The organism is Gillisia sp. Hel_I_29 (assembly GCF_000744275.1).
In the GTDB taxonomy this organism is placed as follows: domain Bacteria; phylum Bacteroidota; class Bacteroidia; order Flavobacteriales; family Flavobacteriaceae; genus Gillisia.
In genome coordinates this window covers 1,251,439-1,271,003 of the sequence record NZ_JQLP01000005.1, presented here as the reverse complement: position 1 = coordinate 1,271,003, position 19,565 = coordinate 1,251,439, and the positions used below count along the sequence as shown (strand labels likewise).

Annotated in this window: 12 protein-coding genes and 1 tRNA gene; 6 read left to right on the top strand and 7 right to left on the bottom strand. The window is 34.4% G+C overall.

Annotation, left to right across the window (positions count from 1 at the left end):
• Positions 1 to 690 precede the first annotated feature (690 nt).
• Positions 691 to 1,080: a (deoxy)nucleoside triphosphate pyrophosphohydrolase gene (locus P163_RS10870; RefSeq protein WP_034890853.1), complete on the top strand. Its 390-nt coding sequence runs from the start codon at positions 691 to 693 to the stop codon at positions 1,078 to 1,080.
• Positions 1,077 to 4,214: a DEAD/DEAH box helicase gene (locus tag P163_RS10865; RefSeq protein ID WP_034890849.1), complete on the top strand. Its 3,138-nt coding sequence runs from the start codon at positions 1,077 to 1,079 to the stop codon at positions 4,212 to 4,214. The genes P163_RS10870 and P163_RS10865 overlap by 4 nt, the downstream gene beginning before the upstream one ends.
• A 317-nt stretch (positions 4,215 to 4,531) precedes the next feature.
• Here the strand turns inward: P163_RS10865 and P163_RS10860 are convergent.
• Positions 4,532 to 4,616, bottom strand: a tRNA-Ser gene (locus tag P163_RS10860).
• A gap of 267 nt (positions 4,617 to 4,883) precedes the next feature.
• On the opposite strand from P163_RS10860, the gene P163_RS10855 reads away from it, so the two are divergent.
• Positions 4,884 to 5,912: a M28 family metallopeptidase gene (locus tag P163_RS10855; protein ID WP_034890845.1), complete on the top strand. Its 1,029-nt coding sequence runs from the start codon at positions 4,884 to 4,886 to the stop codon at positions 5,910 to 5,912.
• Between the two features lie 81 nt (positions 5,913 to 5,993).
• Here the strand turns inward: P163_RS10855 and P163_RS10850 are convergent, their stop codons facing one another.
• The gene (locus tag P163_RS10850) at positions 5,994 to 7,358 is read right to left on the bottom strand and encodes a pyridoxal phosphate-dependent decarboxylase family protein (RefSeq protein WP_034894288.1); all 1,365 of its coding nucleotides are present in this window, start codon (positions 7,356 to 7,358) and stop codon (positions 5,994 to 5,996) included.
• Between the two features lies 1 nt (position 7,359).
• A complete protein-coding gene (gene bshC / locus P163_RS10845; protein WP_034890842.1) occupies positions 7,360 to 8,976 on the bottom strand; it encodes a bacillithiol biosynthesis cysteine-adding enzyme BshC in 1,617 nt (538 codons plus the stop codon).
• Positions 8,977 to 9,089: 113 nt separating this feature from the next.
• Between bshC and P163_RS10840 the strand changes: the two genes are divergently transcribed.
• The 3 genes from P163_RS10840 (at position 9,090) to P163_RS10830 (ending at position 15,566) form a co-directional block, all read left to right on the top strand.
• Complete coding sequence (locus P163_RS10840; RefSeq protein WP_034890839.1) at positions 9,090 to 11,588, top strand: M14 family zinc carboxypeptidase; 2,499 nt, start codon at positions 9,090 to 9,092, stop codon at positions 11,586 to 11,588.
• Positions 11,589 to 11,746: 158 nt separating this feature from the next.
• A complete protein-coding gene (locus P163_RS10835; protein ID WP_034890836.1) occupies positions 11,747 to 14,569 on the top strand; it encodes a M16 family metallopeptidase in 2,823 nt (940 codons plus the stop codon).
• Positions 14,559 to 15,566, top strand: coding sequence for a hypothetical protein (locus tag P163_RS10830; RefSeq protein ID WP_034890833.1), 1,008 nt, complete (start codon positions 14,559 to 14,561; stop codon positions 15,564 to 15,566). Before P163_RS10835 ends, P163_RS10830 begins: the two co-directional genes overlap by 11 nt.
• 1 nt (position 15,567) lies before the next feature.
• Here the strand turns inward: P163_RS10830 and P163_RS10825 are convergent, their stop codons facing one another.
• From P163_RS10825 to P163_RS10810, 4 genes are all read right to left on the bottom strand, one after another.
• Positions 15,568 to 15,978, bottom strand: a complete 411-nt coding sequence (locus tag P163_RS10825; RefSeq protein ID WP_034890830.1) for a hypothetical protein — start codon at positions 15,976 to 15,978, stop codon at positions 15,568 to 15,570.
• A gap of 165 nt (positions 15,979 to 16,143) precedes the next feature.
• Complete coding sequence (rimO, locus tag P163_RS10820; protein WP_034890826.1) at positions 16,144 to 17,496, bottom strand: 30S ribosomal protein S12 methylthiotransferase RimO; 1,353 nt, start codon at positions 17,494 to 17,496, stop codon at positions 16,144 to 16,146.
• 130 nt (positions 17,497 to 17,626) lie between these two features.
• On the bottom strand, positions 17,627 to 17,908 hold the full coding sequence (locus tag P163_RS10815; RefSeq protein WP_034890823.1) for a hypothetical protein: 282 nt from the start codon (positions 17,906 to 17,908) through the stop codon (positions 17,627 to 17,629).
• 4 nt (positions 17,909 to 17,912) lie between these two features.
• The gene (locus P163_RS10810; protein WP_034890820.1) at positions 17,913 to 19,544 is read right to left on the bottom strand and encodes an amidase family protein; all 1,632 of its coding nucleotides are present in this window, start codon (positions 19,542 to 19,544) and stop codon (positions 17,913 to 17,915) included.
• Positions 19,545 to 19,565 lie beyond the last annotated feature (21 nt).

Below are 19,565 nucleotides of genomic sequence, written 5' to 3'. Positions count from 1 at the left end.
ATATTTGCTTTGACAGTAATGCCAGAGAACTTTTTAAAAAAAGCTGAAAGAGAATGAGATGAAATGGCCAATGGACTTTTTTTTTAAAAAATAAGGACCATAATATGAAATCTGAATTTCGACAAAGGTGCTGGGAAGATCCGTAAAAAATGACCTACAGATCTATAAATCTGTTACCATTGGAAAATTTGCTAGACCATCCAATTTCAGAATCCGAATTAAATTCGCTTGACTTTTATAGTGCTATTGATTAAATGTTTTTTTGCGGCTATTATTGGCTTAAATGCGAACCCTATTTTTATTAAGACAATATTTGCTGCCTAGACTAAGGCGTTGCAAAAGAAGGGAAATTAGTAGGTGAACGACTTAACGGGGAAAGGAATTTAGATAGTGGGAATGTGGATTATGTATAGAGGAAATAGATCATGCTTTTTTTGTTTATGTACCTATAAGAGTTAGTGGATTAAAAAAAATAATAATTCCTTCCAAACTTAGTTCTTTTATAAAATTATATTTGATTTAAAATCTGATACTTATCCACTAAAACCATTTGTTTTTTTGACAATTGTGGATAATTACCATCATTTAGGTAGGGAATCCAGTAATTTTTATAAAATAATTAGATTAAGTTTGAAATAGAAAATTTCAATGAAACATTTAATTTTATATTCATAATTAATTTAAATTCGGTTGATTCAAGTCACTTGCGCATTAATAGTAAATAAAAATAAAGTTTTATGCGCTCAGCGTAGCGAAAAAATGAGTCTTCCATTAAAGTGGGAATTTCCTGGAGGAAAACTTGAAAAAGGGGAAACACTAGAAGATTGCTTAAAAAGAGAAATAAAGGAAGAACTTGGATTAAATGTGAAAATATTACAACGACTTCCCTCAAATACTCATAGATACTCCGATAAAAAAATTATTGAACTTATTCCATTTCGTTGTTCCCTACAAACCTCAGAAATCGATTTAAAAGAACACTCTAAAATAGAGTGGGTAACTGTTTCCCAATTAGAAAATTTTGACTGGGCAGAAGCCGATATTCCAATCGTAAAACATTATATACAGAATTTTAAATGAGCTTTGAAACCGGTCTTTACGAACAGCTAATAAATAAACTTGTCACCAATAAATTAAATTCTATTGATTGTGAAAAGTATCATATCAGTGAGACTCCTTTAGATAAAGAAGAAGCCTCCTTATATTTAAGTCATTATTTAGCAGAAACCATTAAATATGCCTTAAATGAGATTAAAGATAAAGACAGGCCCTTAAAGCAAATTGAAATCTCTAACAAAATTATTATGTTGTTAGCTGATGAACTTAAAAATGTAGAGTTAACAGAAAACCTTATTGAAAACGAGGGAAGAATATTAGAAGCGATTTTTTCGAAATCTAATTTTCCTTATTCTAATTTAAAAGACCGTTTAAAAGAAATAACGCCATATACAAGACTTAGTCAAAGTGAATTATTTACCGGTAATAACTCGGGAATTTCATTAGAGAGCGAGCTTAAAAAGGAAATTCTTTCAGCAGATGAAATTTGCTGGCTTGTTTCTTTTATTAAATATTCAGGAATTAGAATATTTAAAAAGGAATTGGAAGAATTCACCAAAAGTGGAAAAAAGTTAAAAATTATAACTACTTCTTACATGGGAGCTACAGATGCTAAAGCTGTGGAATATTTAGCTTCTTTGCCAAACACCGAAATTAAAATTTCTTATAATGTTGAACATGAAAGATTGCATGCAAAGGCATATCTATTTTTAAGAAAATCAGAATTTCACACAGGTTACATCGGCTCTTCCAATCTATCTAGATCTGCGTTAACTAATGGTTTAGAATGGAATTTAAAGGTTACAACTCAAGAAATTGGACATATTATAGATAAATTTCAAAAAACATTTGAAACCTACTGGGAAGATCCAGAATTTGAATATTATGACAAGGTAAAGGATAGGATTAAGCTAATAAACTCTCTAAAAAGGCAGAGCAATCAAGGAATTAATGAAATTACAACGTTTTTTGACCTTAAACCATATCCCTATCAGGAGGAAATTCTTTCTAAACTTGATTCGGAAAGAATTATTCATAATAGAAACAAGAACTTAATAGTCGCTGCAACGGGAACAGGTAAAACGGTAATTTCAGCTTTTGATTTCAAACGATATAGAAACTTAAATCCAAATTCTAAATTTTTATTCGTTGCCCACAGAAAAGAAATTTTAGAACAAGCTCAAAAAACATTTCAGCATGTTTTAAGGGATTCCAACTTCGGTGAGCTCTGGGTAGGAGGCTATGAACCTGAAAAATATGACCAGCTTTTTGCCTCAGTTCAAACTTTGAATAGTCGTCTTAAAAATATAGAGTTAGGGGAAGATTTTTTCGATTATATTATTGTAGACGAAGTTCATCATATTAAGGCTGATAGCTACAGACCAATTCTAAAAAGGTTTAATCCTAAAATTTTATTGGGACTTACAGCAACTCCCGAAAGGATGGATGGCGGGGATATTACTGAAGATTTCCAAAATAAGATTGCTGCTGAGATAAGACTTCCAGAAGCCTTAAACCGGAAACTGCTTTCTCCTTTTCAATATTTTGCTTTATCAGATTCCATTGATTTAACTAATGTGAGTTGGAAAAATGGTAAATATGAGATTAAAGAGCTAACAAAACTGTATACCGAAAATGATAGACGCGTAGGAGATATACTGAAGAATTGTGAAGAATATCTTACAGACGTAAATGATGTTCAGTCTTTAGGATTTTGCGTAAGCCAGGAACATGCAAAATATATGGCAAGTAAATTCACACTCGCTGGATTAAAAGCAGATTATCTCGTAAGCGACAATAGCTCTGAAAGAACATTATTACGAAACCAATTGAGTAAAAAGGAAATTAATTATTTATTCGTGGTTGATATATTCAACGAAGGTGTTGATATTCCAGAAATAGACACAGTGTTATTTCTGCGCCCAACAGAAAGCTTGACTATTTTTTTACAACAACTTGGTAGAGGTTTACGTCTTGCCGAAAATAAAGATTGTTTAACTGTTCTTGATTTTGTTGGAAATTCAAGACCGGAATATGATTTTGAACATAAATTTAGAGCTTTAATTGGAAAAACTCATACCTCTGTCATCAAAGAAATTGAAGATGAATTTCCTCATTTACCGCTGGGTTGTTCCATTGTTTTAGAGAAAAAAGCAAAGGAAATAATTTTAAAAAATATAAAAGAAGCAACAGAATTTAGAAGGCCTCAACTAGTCCAGAAAATTAAAATATTTAAACATCATTCTACAAGACCTTTAAACCTAAATAATTTTCTAGAATTCCATCATTTAAGTATTGAACAAGTTTATAAAAAAGGAAGTTGGAGTAGGCTTTGTGCGGAAGCTAAAGTAATTGAAGATTTTTCAGATCCTAATGAAAAAGAGATTTCCAATTTCATAGCTAATAGATTGATAAACTGCAATTCTATCAGCTATCTCAATTTCATCAAACAATTATGTGAAAACAATTTCAAATTTTCTGAAGAGTCGGAAAAGGATCGTTTAAATGCATTAATGTTTCATTATGATATCTGGCAGAGATCGGGACCTGATTGTGGCTTTTATAGTTTGCAAGAAAGCTTGAGTCAAATTCAAAAGAATCTTGTGATGATTAGGGAAATAGTGGAGGTTGTAAAATATATAATTGAAAAAATTGATTTTATTGAAAAACCTATTGATCTCGGATTTGCTTTTCCATTAAAGATTCATAGTAGATATAACAGAAACCAAATACTTGTGGCGATAAGAAGACATACTTTTAAAAAGGCTAAACCTAGTCGTGAGGGTTCTTCTTATGAAAAGTCTATAAATACTGAAGCTCTTTTTGTAACATTGAAAAAATCTGATAAAGAATATTCTCCTACTACTATGTATGATGATTATGCTTTAAATAAACATCTTTTTCATTGGCAAACTCAGAATAGCGCTTCTCCTAATACTCCAAAAGGGCTAGCCTATATTAATAGCGAAAAAAAGGTTTTGCTTTTCGTTAGAGAACAAAATAAAGATGAATATGGATTTACAATGGGTTATGTTTTTTTAGGAGAAACGATTTTTCAGAAATATTCAGGAGAGAAGCCCATGAATATAGAATGGAAATTAGCCGAGCCAATGCCATCATATATTCTAAAAGAAAGTCGAAAAATGGCAGTTGGTTAAACAGAATATTCTAGTTTGAATTTAAACCGTTTTTGGTAATTAGAAGTCAAAACACTTAAGAACGCTTAACCTATAAACCTATTTTGAAATCAACTAAAACAAAAAACCCACAACTTTCGTTGTGGGTTTTTCTTTTTCGGAGATTGAGGTTTAAATATCACTGATTCCGTTTCGGGGGATCATGGGCAAAGAAAAACCCACCCCACTCCAAAAAGCGTGGCCTTGTTTTTCGTTTTCCAAAAACGCCTTCAAGCGAAAAGCTTGAGCGTTTTTCTGAAAACAAAAAACCCACAACTTTCGTTGTGGGTTTTCTTTTGCGGAGAATGAGGGATTCGAACCCCCGGAGGTGTAACCCTCAACAGTTTTCAAGACTGCCGCATTCGACCACTCTGCCAATTCTCCGAGTGTCTCATCAAGTATTCCTTGATTGCGGGTGCAAATATAGAAAGCTTTTTCATATTTCAACAACTTTTTTAAAGGTTTTTTTTATTTTTTTTAAGCCTTGACGCTCGCATTTTAAAAAATAACTGAATATCAGTAAGCTACAAATAGTAGGCTTCATTCTAATGCCCTATATTTAACACCACCTTAAAATTATATTTAATAACATTCCCTACAATTTTCTACAAATCTAGTATATTGCTACTCTTATTAATTACAACTTATTTTATGAAGAGAATATTTTTATGCGCACTTACCATTGGTTTAGTAAGCTGTGGCGCTCAACACCAAAAAAATGTAGAGCAGGCAGATGTAATGAAATACACCAACACCATTACTGCCCAAGATCTAAAAACGCACCTTTATACTTTTGCTAGCGACGAATTTGAAGGTCGTGAAACTGGCGAGCCAGGACAAAAGAAAGCTGCACAATACCTAAAAGATTATTACAAGAAATTAAACATCCCTTCTCCCCTTGGTGGAGTTGATTATTATCAGGAAGTTCCTTCTTCTGCTTTTAGAGGAACAGTAAAACCATCTGAAAATGTTGTTGCCTTTATAGAAGGTAGTGAAATGCCAGATGAAATTCTAGTGATCTCTTCTCACTATGACCACGTGGGGATAGATAAGGATGGAAACATCTATAATGGAGCAGATGATGATGGTTCTGGAACTGTAGCTGTATTGGAGATAGCTGAAGCTTTTATGAAAGCTAAAGAAGATGGATACGCTCCAAAGAGATCTATTCTTTTCTTAAACAATACTGGAGAAGAAAAGGGCCTTATTGGATCTAAGTTCTATACAGATAACCCTATCTTTCCATTAGCTCAAACGGTTGCCAACCTAAACATCGATATGATTGGAAGATCTGATGTTGGTCATGAAGGTAATGAGAACTACGTGTACCTTATTGGAAGTGATAAATTAAGTTCTGACTTACATAACCTAAGCGAAGAGATGAATAATAAATATCTTAACATGGAGCTAGATTATACTTTTAATGATGAGAATGATCCAAATCGTTTTTATTACAGAAGCGATCACTACAACTTTGCTAAGAACAATGTTCCAATTATCTTTTACTTTAATGGAGTTCATGCAGATTATCACAAAATGACAGATACTCCAGACAAGATCCAGTATGATCTTCTGGCAAAACGTGCTAAACTGGTATTTCTTACCGCTTGGGAAGTTGCTAACAGAGCAGAGCGCCCGTTGGTAGATAAAGCAGAAAAAACACCTGCTGCTGCAAAATAAATTTTAGTCCTATTAAAATTAAAAAGCTGTTTAGACCTTTAGATCTAAACAGCTTTTTTTATTGCGCAACCCAAAAGTTTATTACTCCAGCGTCTTTAAAATAATATCTATATCCTCTTCCGTAGTGTCCGGATTTATAAAACAGAATCTAGAAACTGTTTCTTTCTTCCATTTTGTAGGTGTAACCAGTGCTATTCCTTCTCTATGATTCTTGTAGGTCCAATCTGTATATTGCTCTGGAGTCCATCCTTTTCTTCGGAATAATACCACAGATAAACTTGATGGTCTTACCATTTCTAAATAAGGACTTTGCTCGATCTTTTTCTCTGCCAGTTTTGCCAATTCAATTCCGCGTTCTATAGAGTCGCGATATTTATCGGTTCCATGCATGGCTAGAGAAAACCATAATGGCATTCCTCTTAAGCGTCTTGTAAGCTGAATTTGATAATCTGCAGGGTTAAATCCATGAGCACCTTCATCTTTAAAGATCTCTAAATAAGAACCTTTCTGAGAATGGGCATTCTTTGCCAATTCCATATTCTTATAAATGATCGCACCGCAATCGTAAGGTGAGAATAACCATTTGTGTGGGTCTATGGTAACACTATCTGCTTTTTCTATCCCATTGAACAAATTTCTAACAGATGGTGCAGCCAAAGCTCCTCCCCCATAAGCACAATCTACATGAAACCATACGTTCTCTCGCTCACATACTTCTGCAATAGTATCCAGATCATCTATAATTCCTGCATTTGTAGTTCCTCCTGTAGCCACAACAGCAAAAAGTCTTTTTCTATCTTTATGCTCCAGCTCATCTACAGCAGCCTGCAATTCCTGCCCTGTAAGATGATCTCCCTCACAATCTATCATTATCAAATCAGCATCTATGACCTTGGCCATAGCCTGTACAGAGCTATGTGCTCCATGAGAGGTTAATAATAGTCCCTTTTGACCTATATTGTCTACACTTCTATTTTTCCAATCTTCTCTTGCCGCTACCATCGCAGATAAATTTGCAGCGGTACCCCCACTGGTAAAAACTCCAAAAGATTTTTCTGGCATACCTGTTAATGACACTAGCCACTCCATTGCCTGATTTTCACAAAAGATACCACCGGCACCTTCCATCCAATACGCACCATGTATACTGGAAGCAGAAGTTACAAGATCGAACATGATAGCTGCCCTGGTAGGTGCTGCAGGTACAAATGCTAAATGCCTTGGATGATCTATGGGCACTGTAGCCTTAACCAATACGTCTCTAAACAGCTTAAAAGCATTTTCTCCGCCTATACCATCTGGAGTAACGGTCTCTCCAACCAGACTAAGCAATTCTTCTTCTTTTTTAGGCGACCCAAGTTCTGGGGTTATATTTGAAATACGATCTATAGTATATTTCATGACGTCTAAGGTCATTTCTACCAGATCCATATCTATAGTATGCATTTTATTTTTCTCCAAAGGTCAAAATTTTAAAGTGTTGTTCTAAAGGATTTAGATTTTCCATAAGACGAGGTATAAGCGCTTCTCCATATTCCAAATACATTTCTGAAAAATTGGTCTGCCGCTCCTGTAAACTCTTATTTGGAAATAATTCATTCTGAAGGCTCGTTATTCTTGAAACCTCATCGCTCAACTTTCGTTTTTGAGCCTTCAACAATCGCTGTTCTAAATGATCTAATCCTTTTAATTGTTTAACCTCCTGAGCCTTTACAGCTCCCAAAAAGCTTTTATCTGTTTTTTCTGCCAGCGCATACATCTCCTGAAACTGTTTTACCAAATGCTCTTTTTGCTGACTGAAATCAATATCGATATTAGAGATCTTTCTAACTTTTCTATTTATGAGTTCATATTGCTTTAGAAATAATTCTTGCTGAGAAATATTTAATTTGCTTCTTTTCTCATTTTGCTTGGCAGATTCTATTAATGCAGAATTCCTAAGCAAAAGTATTGGAAATGGAACATCTACTGCTTCAAAAAGATCTTTCAACTCGAACCAATAAGCCAACTCTCCTCCTCCTCCAATATAACAAAGGTTTGGCAAGATCACTTCTTGATAAAGCGGTCTTGTCATTACATTCGGACTAAATCTATTTGGATGCTCTTTTAGTTCAGATCTTAATTCTTCTTCACTCCAAGAGATCTCTGTTTCATTTACAAAATAGCGACCCTCCTGCTCAATAATTCGTTCTCGCAAACCATCATTCAAATAAAAAAGATTGATCTCTCTAGGATTTACCTGCACCGTATAACCTAATTCCTTTAACTTATTTGCTGCCGGTGTAGTAGAATTTTCAGATACTTTTTCAAAGATTTCCTTTTCGAGATAAGGCAAGAACTCGCGTTTTAAATGCTTATCGTCTGCATCTAAGATCACCAATCCATATTCCTTAAAGAGCTCATTGGCTAAAAATCGGGTAGCATCTGTAAGATTATCATGTTCTATATAGGCTTTGCTGAACAGCTCTTTTAAAAAATCTGCATTTCTCCCTCCTCCTATTTCCGCAGAAAAAAGTGTTAATACTTCATCTAAACCGGAAGTATTTAAATTTCCTACCGCATCTTTTTCAACTGTAGACTGTGTGCTATTCCATTTAAATTTTTTACCATTTAAATTAAAATAATTGATCTCGGCAAAATCATGATCTTCCGTTGCCATCCAATATATTGGGACAAAATTAGAAGTTGGATATTTTTTCTGAAGATCTTTAGCAAGATTGATAGTAGAAACTATCTTATATAAAAAATATAGCGGCCCTGTAAATAGATTAAGCTGATGCCCTGTAGTAACCGTAAACGTGTTGTCCTTTTCTAATAATGAGATATGCTCTTTTACCGCTTCAGAAATTTGCAGATCTTTATACTGCTCTTGTAAAACCTCCACTAAAACCTTTCTTTTGGCTGAAGTAAAAAAGCTTTGCTTTTCTTGGATCTGAGCTTCAAAATTATCGAGCAAAGGAAACCTATTATAAAAGGGTTTAAGACTTTCCTTCTGATCTAGATAATCGATGATCAACGGAGTGAAATAATTTGTTTCTTTATAGGAAAGACAGTCTGTAGGCATAGAAAATGTTTAAAACGTAAAGATACCGAAGTTAAATATTTTATACCGTAAATTTTAGTTAATTCCCGCATGAGCACTATCTTTACTACATAAACTCTCCAATATTTTATTAGATGCAAAAGATCTCTGTACTTCTTGTCTTATTATTTAGCATACATTTTAGCTTCTCTCAACAACTACAATCACCTGAGGATTTTTTAGGTTATGAAGTAGGAACAGAATTTACCAGGCATGCTAATGTGGTACGTTATTTTGAAAGTGTTGCGGAAGCTTCCAATATGGTTGAGTATAATACCTACGGAAAAACCAACGAAGGAAGACCATTAACCTATGCAATAATCTCATCTCCAGAAAATCTCACCAATATAGAACAAATAAGAAAAGATCATCTAAGCAGCGCCGGATTACTTGAGAACGATAATTCTGCTAGCTCTAAAAAAGCTATAGTTTGGCTAAGTTATAATGTACACGGCAATGAAGCTTCTAGTACAGAAGCTGCAATGAAAACGCTTTATGAGCTTATTACTTCTAAAAAAGAATGGTTAAAAAATACAGTTGTGATCATAGATCCCTGTGTAAATCCGGATGGGAGAGATAGATATGTAAATTGGTATAATATGGTAAGAACAACACCTTATACTGCCAATCCAATAGCTGTAGAACACATCGAGCCATGGCCTGGAGGTAGGCCAAATCACTATCTTTTCGATCTAAACAGAGATTGGGCTTGGGCAACACAAGTTGAAACAAGACAACGCTTAAAGGTTTATAATAAATGGATGCCACAGATCCATGTAGATTTTCATGAACAAGGAGTGAATGATCCTTATTATTTTGCTCCGGCAGCAGAACCTTTTCATGAGATCATTACCCCTTTCCAAAGAGATTTCCAAACTACTATTGGTAAAAATCATGCGAAGTACTTTGATAAGAACGGCTGGCTATATTTTACGAAAGAAAGATTTGATCTTTTATATCCTAGTTATGGAGATACCTATCCCATTTATATGGGTGCAATTGGGATGACCTATGAACAGGCTGGAAATGGTGGTGCCGGATTAGGAATAAATACAAGAGAAGGTTTTGAACTGACATTGGTAGACAGAGTAGCACATCATTTAACAACCGGATTGTCTACTATAGAAGTAGCTTCAGAAAATATAGAGCAACTAAATTCTGAGTTTAAGAGCTTTTTCAATAACAGAGATTCTAAGTATAAGTCTTACGCTTTAAATGGAGAGGCAGATAAGATCGCAGCTTTGCAAAGATTGTTAGATAGGCATGAAATTAAATACGGTAATACAAATTCCAATAGAATTAAAGGTTTTAATTATACTAAGAACAATAATTCTGGTCTTAATACCAATGCTAAGACATTGGTGATAGATGGGAACCAGCCTAAAGGTAAAATGGTAAAGGTGCTGTTTGAGCCAAACGCTAAATTAAACGACTCCCTTACCTATGATATTACCGCATGGAGCTTACCTTACGCTTATGGCTTAGAGGCAGTGTCTAGTTCTGATAATATTAAAAGTAGTACCCTCGTTAATACTGAAGTATTTGAGAATACCGCAACTCCTTCTGCTGCCGGATATATAGCCAAATGGAACAGTATGGATGATGCTCGCTTTCTCACTGCGCTATTAAAAGAAGGTATAAAAGTAAGATTTAGTGAGAAGCCACTTCAAACCGAAAATGAGAAATTTGAAGCTGGAAGTCTCGTAATTACTAAAAGTGACAATGCTAAATTTGAAGAGTTTGATACTGCATTAATTAGTATTGCAAATAAATTTAATAGAAAGCTAAGTGTTGCAAACAGTGGTTTTTCCCGTAACGGACCAGATTTTGGCTCTTCAGATATCAAGATCATTAATAAGCCTACCGTTGGAGTTTTGCAAGGCGAAGGAACTTCTTCTCTAAGCTATGGTGAGATTCTCTACTTTTTTGAACAAGACCTTCAGTACCCGGTATTTCCAATTTCTACAAATTACCTCTCAAATGTAGACTTGGCTAAAATTGATGTTTTAGTGATGCCATCTGGATATTATAACAGCTTATTAGATCCTTCCACTTTAAACAAGCTTAAGGCTTGGGTAAAAGGAGGTGGAAAAGTAATTGCCATTGGTAACGCTGTGAGTGCCTTTGCCGGAAAAGAAGGGTTTGATCTGCACGAAAATATTTCTTCAATCAAAAAAGACTCTACAGAGAAAGGGAATTTATTGCCTTACAATGTAAGAGAGAGAGAAAGTATAAAAGACCTCATTACCGGAAGTATTGTTAAGACAAAAGTGGATAATACCAACCCGATGGCTTTTGGCTACAATAATTATTATTTCAGTCTTAAATTAAGTGAAGACAGTTATGCCTATTTAAATAATGGATATAACGTTTCTTATTTAGAGAACGAACCTCAAATTGTTTCCGGCTTTGCAGGAAGTAATGCAAAAGAAAAAATTAAGAACTCCATGATCTTTGGAGAGGAGCGTATGGGAAAAGGTAGTTTTATATATCTGGTAGACAATCCGCTGTTTAGATCTTTCTGGGAGAACGGGAAATTATTCTTTGTGAATTCTCTATTCTTTGTGAACAATAACGAATATGATATGGACTAATTTCAATTTTAACATTAAATGATCACTCGTTAAAAGACATCAAAGATTTAGCAGAGATCGCATACATAAAACTACAATAAGAAGATGTAACATGTTAGATGTTTCAAAGTCTTATACTTAGTATAAATTCATTTTAATTAATAGATATAGCTCTACAGATGATAAAACGTTTCGCTTTAATACCAATACTACTTTTTATTTCACTGAATTGTCTACAACTTTCAGCACAAAACGAGAGTAAAGAACCTAAAATAGATTTTGAAACTTTTACCCTTCAAAACGGATTAAAAGTGATCTTTCACATAGACAGATCAGATCCTGTGGTAGCAGTAGCACTTACAAGTCACGTGGGTTCAGCAAGGGAAATAGAAGGCAGAACCGGATTTGCCCATTTATTTGAGCATTTACTTTTCTTAGAATCTGAAAATTTAGGAAAAGGAGGGCTAGATAAAATGAGCGCACGAATTGGAGGTTCTGGTGCCAATGGTTCTACCAGTAGAGATAGAACCAATTATTTCCAGACCGTTCCTAATGATGCACTGGAAAAAATGATCTGGGCAGAGGCAGATAAACTTGGCTATTTTATAAATACAGTTACAGAACCTGTGCTTTCAAAAGAAAAGCAGGTAGTAAAGAATGAGAAAAGACAAAGTGGTGATAATAGACCGTATGGACATACCATGTATGTTATTGATAAGAATCTATATCCGGAAGGGCATCCATATAACTGGCAAGTAATAGGATCTTTGGAAGATCTACAGAATGCTACTCTTCAGAACGTAAAAGATTTTTATAACAAATGGTATGTACCTAATAATGTAATACTCACTATTGCCGGAGATTTTAATAAAGAACAGGCAAAAGAATGGGTTCATAAATATTTTGATGAGATAAAAGCCGGAGATAAGATCGAGATCTTAAAAAAGCAACCTGTTAGTTTAAAAGATTCTAAACAGCTGTATTATGAAGATAATTTTGCTAAACTACCAGAACTTACATTAGCCTACCCTTCCGTATATTCCTATCATGAAGATTCTTATGCTTTAGAAATTCTTGCTAAATATCTATCTCAAGGTAAAAATGCGCCGCTCTATAAGAATTTAGTTGCTAAAAAGGAACTCACAGATGAGGTGCAGATGTATAACTATACCTCAGAACTTGCAGGAGAGCTGTTACTTCAAATAAGGGCGTATGATGGTAAGGATCTAGATGAGGTTAAAAAAGCGGTTGAAGAAACATTTGCTCTATTCGCTAAAAATGGAATTTCTGAAAAAGACCTAAAAAGAATTAAAGCAGGACAGGAAACAGAGTTTTATGACGGTATCTCCAGTGTTCTTGGAAAAGGATTTCAGTTAGCACAATATCAGATTTTCGCGAATGATCCTAATGAAATCAATAAAAATGTTGAGAAGATAAAGAAGGTAACTCGTGAGGATGTAATGAGAGTCTTTAAGAAGTATATCTTCAACAAACCTTTTATTGCAACCAGTTTTGTTCCAAAGGGACAGATAACTTTAGCGCTTGAAAATTCTACGGAAGCTGAAGTTGTAGAAGAGAGGATTATAGAAGGTGCAGAAGATGAATTTGATGCCAGTATCACTGCTACTTATACCAAAACACCATCTAGCTTTGACAGATCTACAGAGCCTCCATATTGGGGAACTCCAGAAGTAACAACACCACAAATCTGGAATACTAGTTTACCTTCCGGCCTATCAATTTCTGGAATTACAACAGAAGAAGTACCTATTATTAAATTCAGCTTAGAGATGGAGGGTGGTTTACTGCTTGAAGACCCTAAAAAGATCGGGGTTTCTAATCTGCTAGCTAATTTAATGACAAAAGGAACTAAAGATAAAACTCCACAGGAACTTGAAGAGGCTATAGAATTATTAGGCTCTGAAATCTATGTACGAGCACAGGATGAAAAGATCACGATAAGTGGAAGTAGTCTTTCTCGAAATTTTACCAAAACAATAGAACTGGTAAAAGAGATCTTATTAGAACCAAGGTGGGATGAATCTGAATTTAAATTGGTGAAACAGCAGGTATTAAGTCAGATTCAGCAAGAAAAAGCAAATCCAAATAGCATTGCTAAAAATGAATTTAAGAAGTTGATTTATGGGCAGAACAACATTATAGCTAATAATAATCTTGGAAATACAGCAACCGTTAACACAATTGAACTTGCAGATCTTAAGGATTATTACAATAATAAGCTTACTCCCTTAAGATCAAAATTTCTGGTAGTGGGTGCAATAGATCTTGAAGAGACTAAAGCGACTGTTAAAGATATTTCTGCAAACTGGAAACCTATAACTGTAAAGATCCCAGTATTTGAAACACCTAATGCTCCAGACAGCTCACAGGTTTATTTTTATGATGTTGCGGGTGCCAAACAATCTGTTATCATGATAGGTACTCCGGCATTAGCGGCAACTTCAAAAGAATTTTACCCGGCAGAGGTGATGAATTACAGGCTTGGAGGAGGTGGCTTTGCATCTCAATTAACACAGCAATTAAGAGAAGGAAAAGGTTATACCTATGGAATACGATCTGGCTTTAACGGCAGCAAAATGGTAGGCCCCTTTGTAATATCTAGTGGTGTTCGTTCTAATATAACTTTTGAGGCTCTAGACCTTGTAAAAGATATTTTAAAACAATACCCTGAGAATTTTGACGCTACCGATCTTGAAGTGACAAAAAGCTTTATGGTAAAAAGTAATGCTCGAAAATTTGAAACTCTAAATTCTAAATTAGATATGTTGAGCGATATTACAGAATTGGGACAAGATCCAGATTTTATAGCACAACGTGAGAAACAGGTAGAAGCACTTAGTATTGAAGATATTCAGAAACTGGCTAATAAATATATAAACCCTGCAAAAATGTACTATTTAGTAGTGGGTGACGCAGAAACACAGTTCCCAAAACTGGAAGAACTTGGCTTTGGAAAACCGGTTTTACTTAATGAAGAATAATTACAAGAATTATATACAACTACCAGGCATCTATATTTTTTTACTGAAACAGGTTTGGAGACAAAGAAGATTCAATAATAAATACCTTCAACCTAAACTCGATCTCTATAGAAGTAAAAACGATGGTAGCTTAACTGAAAAAGACCTTAAAAAAATTACAGATTATTATGCATTAGGAGTTTCCGGAATACTGGGAACTTCTTTTTGCATTTTAAGAGGTTATAAAATAAAGTTGGCAGAGCGAAAAGCGATCAGCTACTTAGGAGGTATTTCAGGATTACTGGATGATCTATTTGATAATACTTCTAAAGAAACTCGGGGTTTAAAGGACTTTATCTTAACTCCCCAAGAAATGAAACCTGATAATGATCAGGAAGGGTTGCTACTGAGCCTTTATACTCAAGGCCTAAAAGAGTCTTGTCAGCCTGAAAAAATTCAAGAGGAGGCTTTAGATGTATTTAAAGCACAGCAGGAAAGTTTAAAGCAAAAAGATAAATCGATCACCAATTCAGAATTAGAAAAGATCACTCTTGATAAAGGCGGCAGTTCTTTTTTATATTATAGAGCTTGTCTGGAAAATAGTGCAGATCAAAATGAAAAAAAGCTCATCTATCATCTCGGCGGACTAATGCAATTAGGTAATGATATTTTTGATGTTTATAAAGATCATCAGGAGAAGATTCATACCCTTGCTACAAGAACAATAGATATTGATGTTTTAAGAAGTTACTTTACATCTGAATTGAAAAGAAGCTTTGAACTTGCGAAAGCTTGTGATTATCCGTCGAAAAATATGGAAAAATTCTTAAAAATAATTAGCCTTGGAATAGCGCGAGTTTATGTTTGTCTAGATCAGTTTAAAGTACTCCAATTAAAAACCGATGGAGAATTCTCGCTAGAAAAATATAGTAGAAAAGAGCTTATTTGCGATATGCAGAAACCAAGAAATCAGCTAAAAGCTATTCAGTATTATTTCGAAATTCTTGAAAATAGTTAGTCTAAGCTACTGCTTCAGAAGCAAATCTAGACTTAAGACGATCAAGATCTTCAGAAGTAAAACCTTTCAATTCTAACATTGTTCCGGCAGCGGCACCAGATTTTACAATTAGGTTATTAGCAGTAAGAGAAATATTTTGAATATCGGTAAATGAATATTCCAATGGCTTTACTCCTACTTTACCAATTTTTATACCTTCTTCATCCCAACTTACGAACTCTTGATCTCTACCTTTCGTTTTATTAGATAAGTGTAAAAATAAATAGGAGGCAGCTAGGAGTATATAAATTATACCAAATACTAGTTTATCTGATACAAGAATATAGCTTAATCCTACGGCAAACCATAAAAATGAGAAAAATAGATTATGGTGTTTTCTCCAGACAGAAATTTTCTTTACAACTTTAGGCATCGATTATAACTTAGATACAGATATTATAAATATATAAAATCTAACTTTATCCACCTAGCACGCTATAAAATGGTATGAATCAGTTTCCTGATACTATCGAGATAAAAACCTTATGAAACTATTGAATAGTTCTCGTCTACGCTCGAACTGACAAAAAATACAAAACTATACGTTTCTAATCTTCAACTCTTTTCTTACTGGTTTGGCTACATCAGCGTTTACTGGAGTTCCATAAAGATCAAAATCTGCTGCTTCTGTGATTTTCACTTCATAGAATTCACCAGTTTTTAAATAGATCTCGGTTCCATCAATCAAGACTTCATTATCTACGTCTGGAGAATCATACTCTGTTCTACCAATAAAATAATTCCCTTCTTTTCTATCAATAACCACCTTGAAAGTTTCCCCAATTTTCTGCTGATTCAATTCCCAAGAGATCTGAGATTGAATTTCCATGATCTGGTTTGCACGATCTTGTTTTACATCTTGTGGCACGTCATCTTCCAAATTGTAAGCGTGCGTATTTTCTTCATGAGAATAAGTAAAACAACCTAAACGCTCAAATCGCATTTCTTTAACCCACTCTTTTAATTCCTGAAAATGCGCTTCGGTCTCCCCTGGATACCCAACAATAAGGGTAGTTCTAATAGTCATATCTGGCACCTCTTTTCTAAATTCCTTTAGAAGTTTGGTGGTTTTCTCATGCGTAGTTCCACGTCTCATAGATTTTAAAAGATCGTCTGAAATGTGTTGTAATGGGATATCTAAATAATTACAAACCTTAGGCTCACGATTCATTACATCTAACACATCCATAGGAAAACCTGTAGGGAATGCATAATGAAGTCTTATCCATTCAATTCCATCCACCTTCACTAAATTTTCTAATAACTCGGCAAGATTTCGTTTTTTATATAGATCTAATCCATAGTAAGTTAAATCCTGAGCGATAAGAATCAACTCTTTTACTCCTTGTGCTGCTAGATTTTGAGCTTCCTTCACCAAGTGCTCTATAGGTGTAGATTTGTGTTTACCACGCATTAATGGGATTGCACAAAACGAGCAAGGTCTATCACAACCTTCCGCAATCTTTAAATAGGCATAGTTCTTAGGAGTAGTAGTAAGTCGTTCTCCTATAAGTTCATGTTTATAATCTGCTTCTAAAGCTTTTAAAAGTCCGGGAAGTTCTGTAGTCCCAAAGTATTGATCTACATCTGGAATTTCTTGTTGAAGATCTGGCTTATACCGTTCACTTAAACATCCGGTTACAAAAACCTTATCTACTTCGCCTTGTTGCTTTTTCTCCACATATTCCAAAATAGTATTTACAGACTCTTCTTTAGCATTATCTATAAATCCACAGGTGTTAATAACAACAATATTACCTTCCTGCTCATGAACAACATCCTTATCATTGGCACGTAACTGTCCCATCAATACCTCACTGTCGTAAACATTTTTGCTACAACCTAAGGTTACTACATTAATTCTGTTCTTTTTTATAGATTTCGTCCTCATACCATTTGTGCTTTAAAAGCTTCACTTCTAGCCGATTTAATAGATTCTCGGTTAAAAGTTAGCGGGTGCAAAGATACAACGTAGAATTTGAACTACAGAAGAATAAACGAATAATGAATTGATTGGGAAATTAACTGAAATATTCATGTAAAGACACCATCCATGAGGCTTCGTAATATCTTAAAGCACTTATCACTATTACACCTATTATTACATAGATCCAGGAATATGTTTCTTTTTTCATCATTAAACCTCCAATTATAGCAAAAATTAGAAATGGAATGGCAAGAATTAAATTAGGAAGAGGCCAAGCATTTTCAAAGAGAATGGCGATTACTTTCATAACTACAAAGAACACACTATAAAAAAGTATGATCTTACTAATAATAGCTTTAAGATTATTTGTTGGCATTTTATTAATTATAATTTTTAGGAGCTATTCTTTTTTTAGAAACTGCTTCATAACCGTAAGCCCATATTAGCAGATCTTGTTCCTTATTAGATTTCGCATAAAATGTAAGACCTTTTGGAGCATTGCTCTTGGTATAGCCCATAGGAACTGTTATACCGGGATATAAAGCTACTGCAGCTTCTCCGGCATGATAATTATTGATAGAAAGCACACCATCAAGATCATGTTTTTCCATAGGAACGTCAAAGAATTTCTTACCGTTGGCATGCAATGTATCCTTTATAGACTGATATTCCTCTGCTGAAGCAGTATCTGCAACAATTCTATCAAACAATCCCTGACCGTATGGTGCTCTTCTTAATGAATCTTGCAGATTATATGCTATTACATCTGTAACAGATTTAATTTCCAAACTTTTATTACCGTAAGATTTTAAATACTTAGGAAGATCTCTTTTCATTTCTAAATTTAGAAAACGAGTGAAATTTGGAAGGTCTACTTCTTCCGTTTTGAATTCTATTACTTCTGCTCCCGCATTTTTTAGATCTGCAATGGCTTGAACATACAATGCATCTTCCATCAACTCTTTAATAGCTCCAAATCGCTTTCCTTTGAGAGTTCCTGCTTTTACTGAGGTGTAAAAATCTTTAGTAGTATTTGTATTTGTTTTCGAAGCAGAATCTTTTGCGTCTTTTCCTGTCATTGCAGAAAGCAGAATGGCATTATCTATCACAGATTTTGTTATAGGCCCCGGAGTATCTAAAGTACCAGATATAGGAACAATTCCTCCACGACTTAATAGACCAATGGTTGGCTTTAATCCAACCAAAGAATTCTGACTAGCAGGAGAAAGTATAGATCCTGCCGTCTCAGATCCTACTGCCACTGTAACCAAATTTGCTGCTACCGCCACAGCGCTTCCAGAACTGGAACCACCGGTGTCTAATAACTTTCTACCATAAGGATTCAAAGTTTGCCCGCCAATTGCAGAATAACCGCTTGGGCATTCGCCACAAAAGAAATAAGCCCATTCACTTAAATTTGCTTTTCCTATGATCAAAGCACCATTATCTTTTAATCTTTTGGTTATGAAAGCATCTTGAGTATAATTATTTTTAAGTACCTCAGCTCCCGCTGTAGTTAACATATTTTCAGCATCGATATTATCTTTTAGCAGAACCGGTATTCCAAATATTTGATGATAATCTTTATCCTCATTTAAAGCTGCGTCCTTTTCTCTTGCCTCTTCAATAATATTTGGATTCAAAGAAATTACAGAATTCAAGGAAAGTTCGTTTTCCCTATCATATTTCTGAATTCTGGTAAGATAAAAAAGTACTAATTCTTCATAGCTAAGATCACCTTTTTTCACAGAAGCCTGTATAGCGGGAATATCTTGATCTAAAACTAATGGCTTTATTTGATTATATCTTTCCGCAGAAAAATCTTGTAGTTCCTTTTTAAAAGGACTCATAATAGAATCTTTAGAAACATATTTAGAATCCAGCACCTTAAAATCCATTTCCTTAGGAGACTGGATGGTATCTTGATCAACTACTGAAGAAGTCTTTTCTTCTGATTCATTTTTACAACTAAATATTGAAATTGCTAATAAAACAAGTAAGATCTTCTTCATAAATTTGAATCTAAAGTATAG

Excerpts from the sequence above, each read along its gene's own strand:
- P163_RS10840 (WP_034890839.1), top strand. The coding sequence starts at position 9,090 with ATGCAAAAGATCTCTGTACTTCTTGTCTTATTATTTAGCATACATTTT.
- bshC (WP_034890842.1), bottom strand. The coding sequence starts at position 8,976 with ATGCCTACAGACTGTCTTTCCTATAAAGAAACAAATTATTTCACTCCG.
- P163_RS10850 (WP_034894288.1), bottom strand. The coding sequence starts at position 7,358 with ATGCATACTATAGATATGGATCTGGTAGAAATGACCTTAGACGTCATG.
- P163_RS10835 (WP_034890836.1), top strand. The coding sequence starts at position 11,747 with ATGATAAAACGTTTCGCTTTAATACCAATACTACTTTTTATTTCACTG.
- P163_RS10825 (WP_034890830.1), bottom strand. The coding sequence starts at position 15,978 with ATGCCTAAAGTTGTAAAGAAAATTTCTGTCTGGAGAAAACACCATAAT.
- rimO (WP_034890826.1), bottom strand. The coding sequence starts at position 17,496 with ATGAGGACGAAATCTATAAAAAAGAACAGAATTAATGTAGTAACCTTA.
- P163_RS10830 (WP_034890833.1), top strand. The coding sequence starts at position 14,559 with ATGAAGAATAATTACAAGAATTATATACAACTACCAGGCATCTATATT.
- P163_RS10810 (WP_034890820.1), bottom strand. The coding sequence starts at position 19,544 with ATGAAGAAGATCTTACTTGTTTTATTAGCAATTTCAATATTTAGTTGT.
- P163_RS10865 (WP_034890849.1), top strand. The coding sequence starts at position 1,077 with ATGAGCTTTGAAACCGGTCTTTACGAACAGCTAATAAATAAACTTGTC.
- P163_RS10855 (WP_034890845.1), top strand. The coding sequence starts at position 4,884 with ATGAAGAGAATATTTTTATGCGCACTTACCATTGGTTTAGTAAGCTGT.
- P163_RS10815 (WP_034890823.1), bottom strand. The coding sequence starts at position 17,908 with ATGCCAACAAATAATCTTAAAGCTATTATTAGTAAGATCATACTTTTT.